This window comes from Paracoccus angustae, from assembly GCF_042648745.1.
In the GTDB taxonomy this organism is placed as follows: Bacteria; Pseudomonadota; Alphaproteobacteria; order Rhodobacterales; family Rhodobacteraceae; genus Paracoccus; species Paracoccus angustae.
Genome location: NZ_JBHRXY010000084.1, coordinates 1 through 4,288, shown reverse-complemented (window position 1 = coordinate 4,288; position 4,288 = coordinate 1). Strand labels below are relative to the sequence as shown.

General features: G+C 62.7%; 9 protein-coding genes. 4 read left to right on the top strand and 5 right to left on the bottom strand.

Annotated features, from left to right (window positions below; genetic code table 11):
• The coding region (locus ACFOM8_RS22640; protein ID WP_377764628.1) for an IS110 family transposase at window positions 1–443 on the bottom strand (443 nt) is incomplete at its 3' end.
• A gap of 312 nt (window positions 444–755) precedes the next feature.
• Here ACFOM8_RS22640 and ACFOM8_RS22635 point away from each other — a divergent pair.
• Together ACFOM8_RS22635 and ACFOM8_RS22630 are read left to right on the top strand one after the other, a co-directional pair.
• Window positions 756–1,001, top strand: coding sequence for a FitA-like ribbon-helix-helix domain-containing protein (locus ACFOM8_RS22635; protein WP_377764627.1), 246 nt, complete (start codon window positions 756–758; stop codon window positions 999–1,001).
• The gene (locus tag ACFOM8_RS22630; protein WP_377764626.1) at window positions 998–1,426 is read left to right on the top strand and encodes a type II toxin-antitoxin system VapC family toxin; all 429 of its coding nucleotides are present in this window, start codon (window positions 998–1,000) and stop codon (window positions 1,424–1,426) included. Before ACFOM8_RS22635 ends, ACFOM8_RS22630 begins: the two co-directional genes overlap by 4 nt.
• Here the strand turns inward: ACFOM8_RS22630 and ACFOM8_RS22625 are convergent.
• Window positions 1,401–1,991 (bottom strand): hypothetical protein, encoded by a 591-nt coding sequence (locus ACFOM8_RS22625; protein ID WP_377764625.1) that lies wholly within the window; start codon window positions 1,989–1,991, stop codon window positions 1,401–1,403. The two genes, ACFOM8_RS22630 and ACFOM8_RS22625, sit on opposite strands and share 26 nt — an antisense overlap.
• 85 nt (window positions 1,992–2,076) lie before the next feature.
• Between ACFOM8_RS22625 and ACFOM8_RS22620 the strand changes: the two genes are divergently transcribed.
• Window positions 2,077–2,304 (top strand): type II toxin-antitoxin system VapB family antitoxin, encoded by a 228-nt coding sequence (locus ACFOM8_RS22620; protein WP_377764624.1) that lies wholly within the window; start codon window positions 2,077–2,079, stop codon window positions 2,302–2,304.
• Window positions 2,304–2,747 carry a PIN domain-containing protein gene (locus ACFOM8_RS22615; RefSeq protein ID WP_377764623.1) on the top strand — a complete coding sequence of 148 codons (444 nt, stop codon included), beginning with the start codon at window positions 2,304–2,306 and terminating at the stop codon, window positions 2,745–2,747. The genes ACFOM8_RS22620 and ACFOM8_RS22615 overlap by 1 nt, the downstream gene beginning before the upstream one ends.
• Before the next feature lie 434 nt (window positions 2,748–3,181).
• Here the strand turns inward: ACFOM8_RS22615 and ACFOM8_RS22610 are convergent, their stop codons facing one another.
• The 3 genes from ACFOM8_RS22610 to ACFOM8_RS22600 form a co-directional block, all read right to left on the bottom strand.
• On the bottom strand, window positions 3,182–3,349 hold the full coding sequence (locus ACFOM8_RS22610; protein ID WP_377764622.1) for a hypothetical protein: 168 nt from the start codon (window positions 3,347–3,349) through the stop codon (window positions 3,182–3,184).
• Window positions 3,346–3,525 (bottom strand): hypothetical protein, encoded by a 180-nt coding sequence (locus tag ACFOM8_RS22605; RefSeq protein ID WP_377764621.1) that lies wholly within the window; start codon window positions 3,523–3,525, stop codon window positions 3,346–3,348. Before ACFOM8_RS22605 ends, ACFOM8_RS22610 begins: the two co-directional genes overlap by 4 nt.
• Window positions 3,522–4,288: ArdC family protein (locus ACFOM8_RS22600; protein ID WP_377764620.1), on the bottom strand; the 767-nt coding region annotated here is incomplete at its 5' end. The genes ACFOM8_RS22600 and ACFOM8_RS22605, both read right to left, overlap by 4 nt.

Below are 4,288 nucleotides of genomic sequence, written 5' to 3'. Positions count from 1 at the left end.
AGGTTCTTTTGCCGGTTCAGGTTGGCTGTTCGCTCCTTCATCAGCCCGCGCCGCGCCGAAAGCAACTCCGTCAGGCCGGTCAGATTTTCCGGCCGTTCAGACTGTGCCTTGATCTGAAGAACGGCCGCCATCCGTGCGAGAATGGCAGCGTCTACCCGATCCGTCTTGTTGAGGCAGCCCGTTGCTTCAGCGAACCTGCGGGCATGGAGCGGGTTCACCTTTGCCAACGCAATCCCCGCCCTGTGCAGATCGGCTTCCAGAGCCTTGTGGTATGGTCCAGTAGGTTCGAACACGACCATGACCGATTGTCGGCTTTTCAGCCATTTGACGAAAGACCTTCGCCCCTTATCGGTATTCTCAAACCGCCCACTTCCGCCGCCAGGGTAACTGTGAACGTCGAAGTGCAGTTTTGCGATATCAACACCAACCGTTTCGCCACCCATCTTTCTCTGTCCTCTGCTTATCATGCGGGGCACGATCCCCTTGTATCCGTTCAGGTCAGCTAGAAAGGGCGGGGCGATCACACTCTAGGACGGTTCTATGTAACCAGCGCGGTCCCGATCCGACCCCGCCACCGACCGGCATGAAGGCCGTGCCGGTCAGTGGCTCCACTTTGTAAGCAGAACCTACCTTCGTCATTAGATAAGCGCGGTCATGGCAAAGCCGGGATGCGGCAAATGCCATCATTTGTCCGATTGTGACATCACAGGCAAAATGATAGCATTTCTTCAGAAGTGCCATCACAGGAGCGTCCCATGGGAAACATGACGATCCGGAACCTGCCGGATGAGGTTCACGATCACCTGCGACAGCAGGCGGCCAGCAATGATCGCAGCATCGAGGCGGAAGCCCGTGCCATCCTGGTCAACTCCTATGTCGCCAAGCACACGGGCGGCTTCGGCCAGCAACTCCGGTCGCGGTTCCAGAGCATGGGCCTGCTGGGGGACGAGCTGAACCTGAAGCGCGACAAGACCCCCGGCAGGTCAGCGGACTTCTCATGATCGTTCTGGACACGAATGTTGTTTCCGAGGTCCAGAAACCGAACCCTGACGAGCGCGTCATGGCCTGGCTCGACGCCCAGGAACCGGGTGATCTCTACGTGACGGCCATCACGGCGGAGGAGCTTCTGTTCGGGGCGTTCATCTTGCCGGTGGGAAACCGGCGGGCGCGGCTGGTTGATGCCGTCGAGGCCATGCTGCAAGAGGACTTCAAGGGACGTGTCCTCCCTTATGATGTGACTGCCGCATTGGTCTATGCCATGCGCGTTTCGGCTGCCCGACAGCGGGGCATCACGATAGGCCATGCTGACGGGCAGATCGGCGCGGTGGTTGCGGCGCAAAAGGCGGCGAAAATCGCCACCCGTGACACGGGACCCTTCGAGGCCTTGGGCATCGAGGTCATCAATCCTTGGGAGTATCAGCCATGAAGGCGAGCCAGGGGAAGATTGAAGCCCGTCCTGATACCCGAAAGGAATGGCTGTGGCCGATGACGTGATCCGCAAGGTGATCGGCCATCTTCGCCAGATCGAGACGCTGGCGGAAAAGGGCGATCTTGACGGCGTTCAGCTCGAAGCGCGTCCAGCCCTTCGTCGTTGGAACGCTCCGTCCAAAAGCAAGGCTGCACCCGAGTAAGGTGCTGGGCTGTTGACCAAGGCATGTTCCTTTGAGGCCGCCGCAGCCAGGGCGACAGCCCTGGCTGCGGCGGCGCAGGATCACCGGATAGAGGAACATGCCCCAGGCAAAGAGGTCGAACACCCGCTGGATATAGACCAGCACGAGGTGCAGGCCCGTGCCGATCAGGGGCACCACCGTCAGCGCCTCGCCATGATGATAAAGCGTCAAGGCAAAGGCGACGTTGACCAGCAGCAGCAGGACGGCCGCCGCCTTCAGCCCGCCGAGTTCAGCGGCGGGCGTGCCGTGCGCGTAGCGCAGGGCATCGACCGGCTGAAGCAGCAGGAAGCGGATGCGGCCTGTCAGTGTGTCAGGGTGCATGGCCTGAACCTCGCTCGGACTTGCCGACCATCATGCCCGTGTATAGGCTATTTTGCAGATACTGTGCATACATATCGGAACGCACATGGGCAAGTTATCCATCCGCGATGAAGGCGTGAACGATCTGGCGGAAGCGCTGGCGGAGATGCTGGGCGTCACCAAGACCGAAGCCGTGCGGTTGGCGATCCAGAACGAGATCGAGCGCCAGCGGTCAATCCCGACCATCGAGGATCAGATTGCCGCCTTGCAGGAGAAGGTGAAGGACTACGGCTTCAAGTCCACGCGCATTGTTCCGCCGAAGGGCAAACGCTGATGTTCATCGATGGCTCTGCCTTCCTTGCCATCCTCGGCAACAGTCCGGACGCGGCCTTGCTGGTGGAAAGGATCAAGAACAGCCGCAAGCCCTGCACGACCTCGGCCAGCGTGCGCCTCGATGTGGTCATGGCCCTGGCCCAGAGCCGCGCGGACACGCGCGGCGTCTCGGCCGAGGCGGTTGACCAGGCCACCGAGGTCTTCGACAGCCTGCTGCAGATCCTGAAGGTCCATGAAATCGCGATCAGCCCGCGCATCGCGGCCGATGGGTGCAGGCTTGCGGCCCGGTTCGGCCAGCAGGCGGATCACCCGGCGAAACTGACGATGCAAGCCTGTCTGGTACTTGCGGCCGCGGAGTCGCTGCACCTGCCGGTCCTGCACAGCAACCAAGGCATCGACAGGATCACGGAGCAGGATTGGGCGGCATGGCGGGGCGGGGAGTGACGGGCGCGCGAAAGTCGCGCGGCAGCCTCACAGTCAGATGGTTCCGCCGCGTCGTCCCTTGGGGCACGGTGTATCTCAACTGCGATGAACGGCATCCTCGATGACGTGGATCGCGGTCTTTGACTCCGGCTGGCGGAAGGACGGAAAGCAGCCGTTGAAGACGTATGATCTGGCCTGGCCGGGAACATTCGGCCTCACCTCCGGTTGAACTGCACTCCCTCCCTGTTGGATGACTGCCCCCGCCCTTTACGGGCGGGGTTTCTTTTTCCCTCCTGCATCGGGCGACGGCGCAGCCGTCTCCGCTTTGCCGCATCAGCGGCTCCCGCGCGGACAGCGCAGGGCCAGGTGGGGCGGGGCCGGCTCGACGGCTCCGCCCTGCCTGGTCAACCAGATCGGCAAGGAAAAGCCCCCGCTGCTGTTGCGGGGGCCGGGTGTCAGATCGCGGCGATAAGCCGCTCTCCGCGCGTGGGGTGCATTTCATAGATCAGGACCTCGATGCCGAGGCGGGCGGCGCGGCGTCGGCCGCGCCGCTCCGCTTCCGCCAGGGTCGCGCAGATGATCGGCAGGTCGTCGGGGTCGTCCCGGATCTCGTAGGTGGTCACAAGGAAACTCCCGGCTTGAGATTTCCGACAGCATTCAGCCAGCCGCGCGCCTTGGCGCAATCCATGCAGATGCAGGTGCCGGTCCCCTCGACCACGACCGGCGCGAGATAGACCAAGGGGTTGCTCCTGCCGCATTTGCGGCAGGACAGGTGGGGCAGGGGGTGGGGGCTGCTCATGCGGCCCTCTTTTCTTCTGCCTCGATCTGCTGGCCCTTCATCAGCCATTCGGCGGCCTTCTGCGCCTCACTGGCGGCTTTGAAAATCAGCCGCTTGTCGTCAGTCAATGCGCGCAACCAGCTTTGGACGTAAGCGCCGGACTGGCCAAAATCTGGGGTCAGGCCAAGCCGGGCGCAGGTCATGCAGTTGCCAATCTCGGCAATCAGTTCCTCGAAGGCGTAAGCCTTGCGGTCATTGAAGCGGGAAAAGCGGTCAAGGCGGCTCTTGTGTCCGGTCCAGTGGGTCGCCTCGTGGGCAAGCGTGGCGTAGTAGCCTGCCGCGCTGTGGAACGTCGCGATCGGCGGCATGTGGATGTAGTCTTCGCCGGGGTGATAGTAGGCTTGCGGCTCGTCGCTGTTGCGAATGTCCGCGCCGGTTGCCCCGAAAAATCCGTCAAGAGCGGGGTCGGCGGCGGTGCCAAGGTCGCGGGCAGGCTCGGCGGGGGTGCCGTAGTATTCTGCGGGCAGGCCGTCGATCTGCTCGGCGTTAAACACGCGGTAGGCTTTCAGGTAGGGCAGGCGGCGTTCCTCGCCCGTGTCCGCGTCCTCGCGCTCAAAGGTGCCGTATTTCACGACGGTGGACGATTTCTCGCCCTTGCGCACCTGTCCGCCTGCTTCTTGGGCCTGCTTGTAGGTGAACCAGCGGGGGGCGCGGTAGCCTTTGGCGTCGGCGGCAAGCCACAACATCAGGACGTTGATGCCGGAATAGGGTTCGCCGTTGCTCC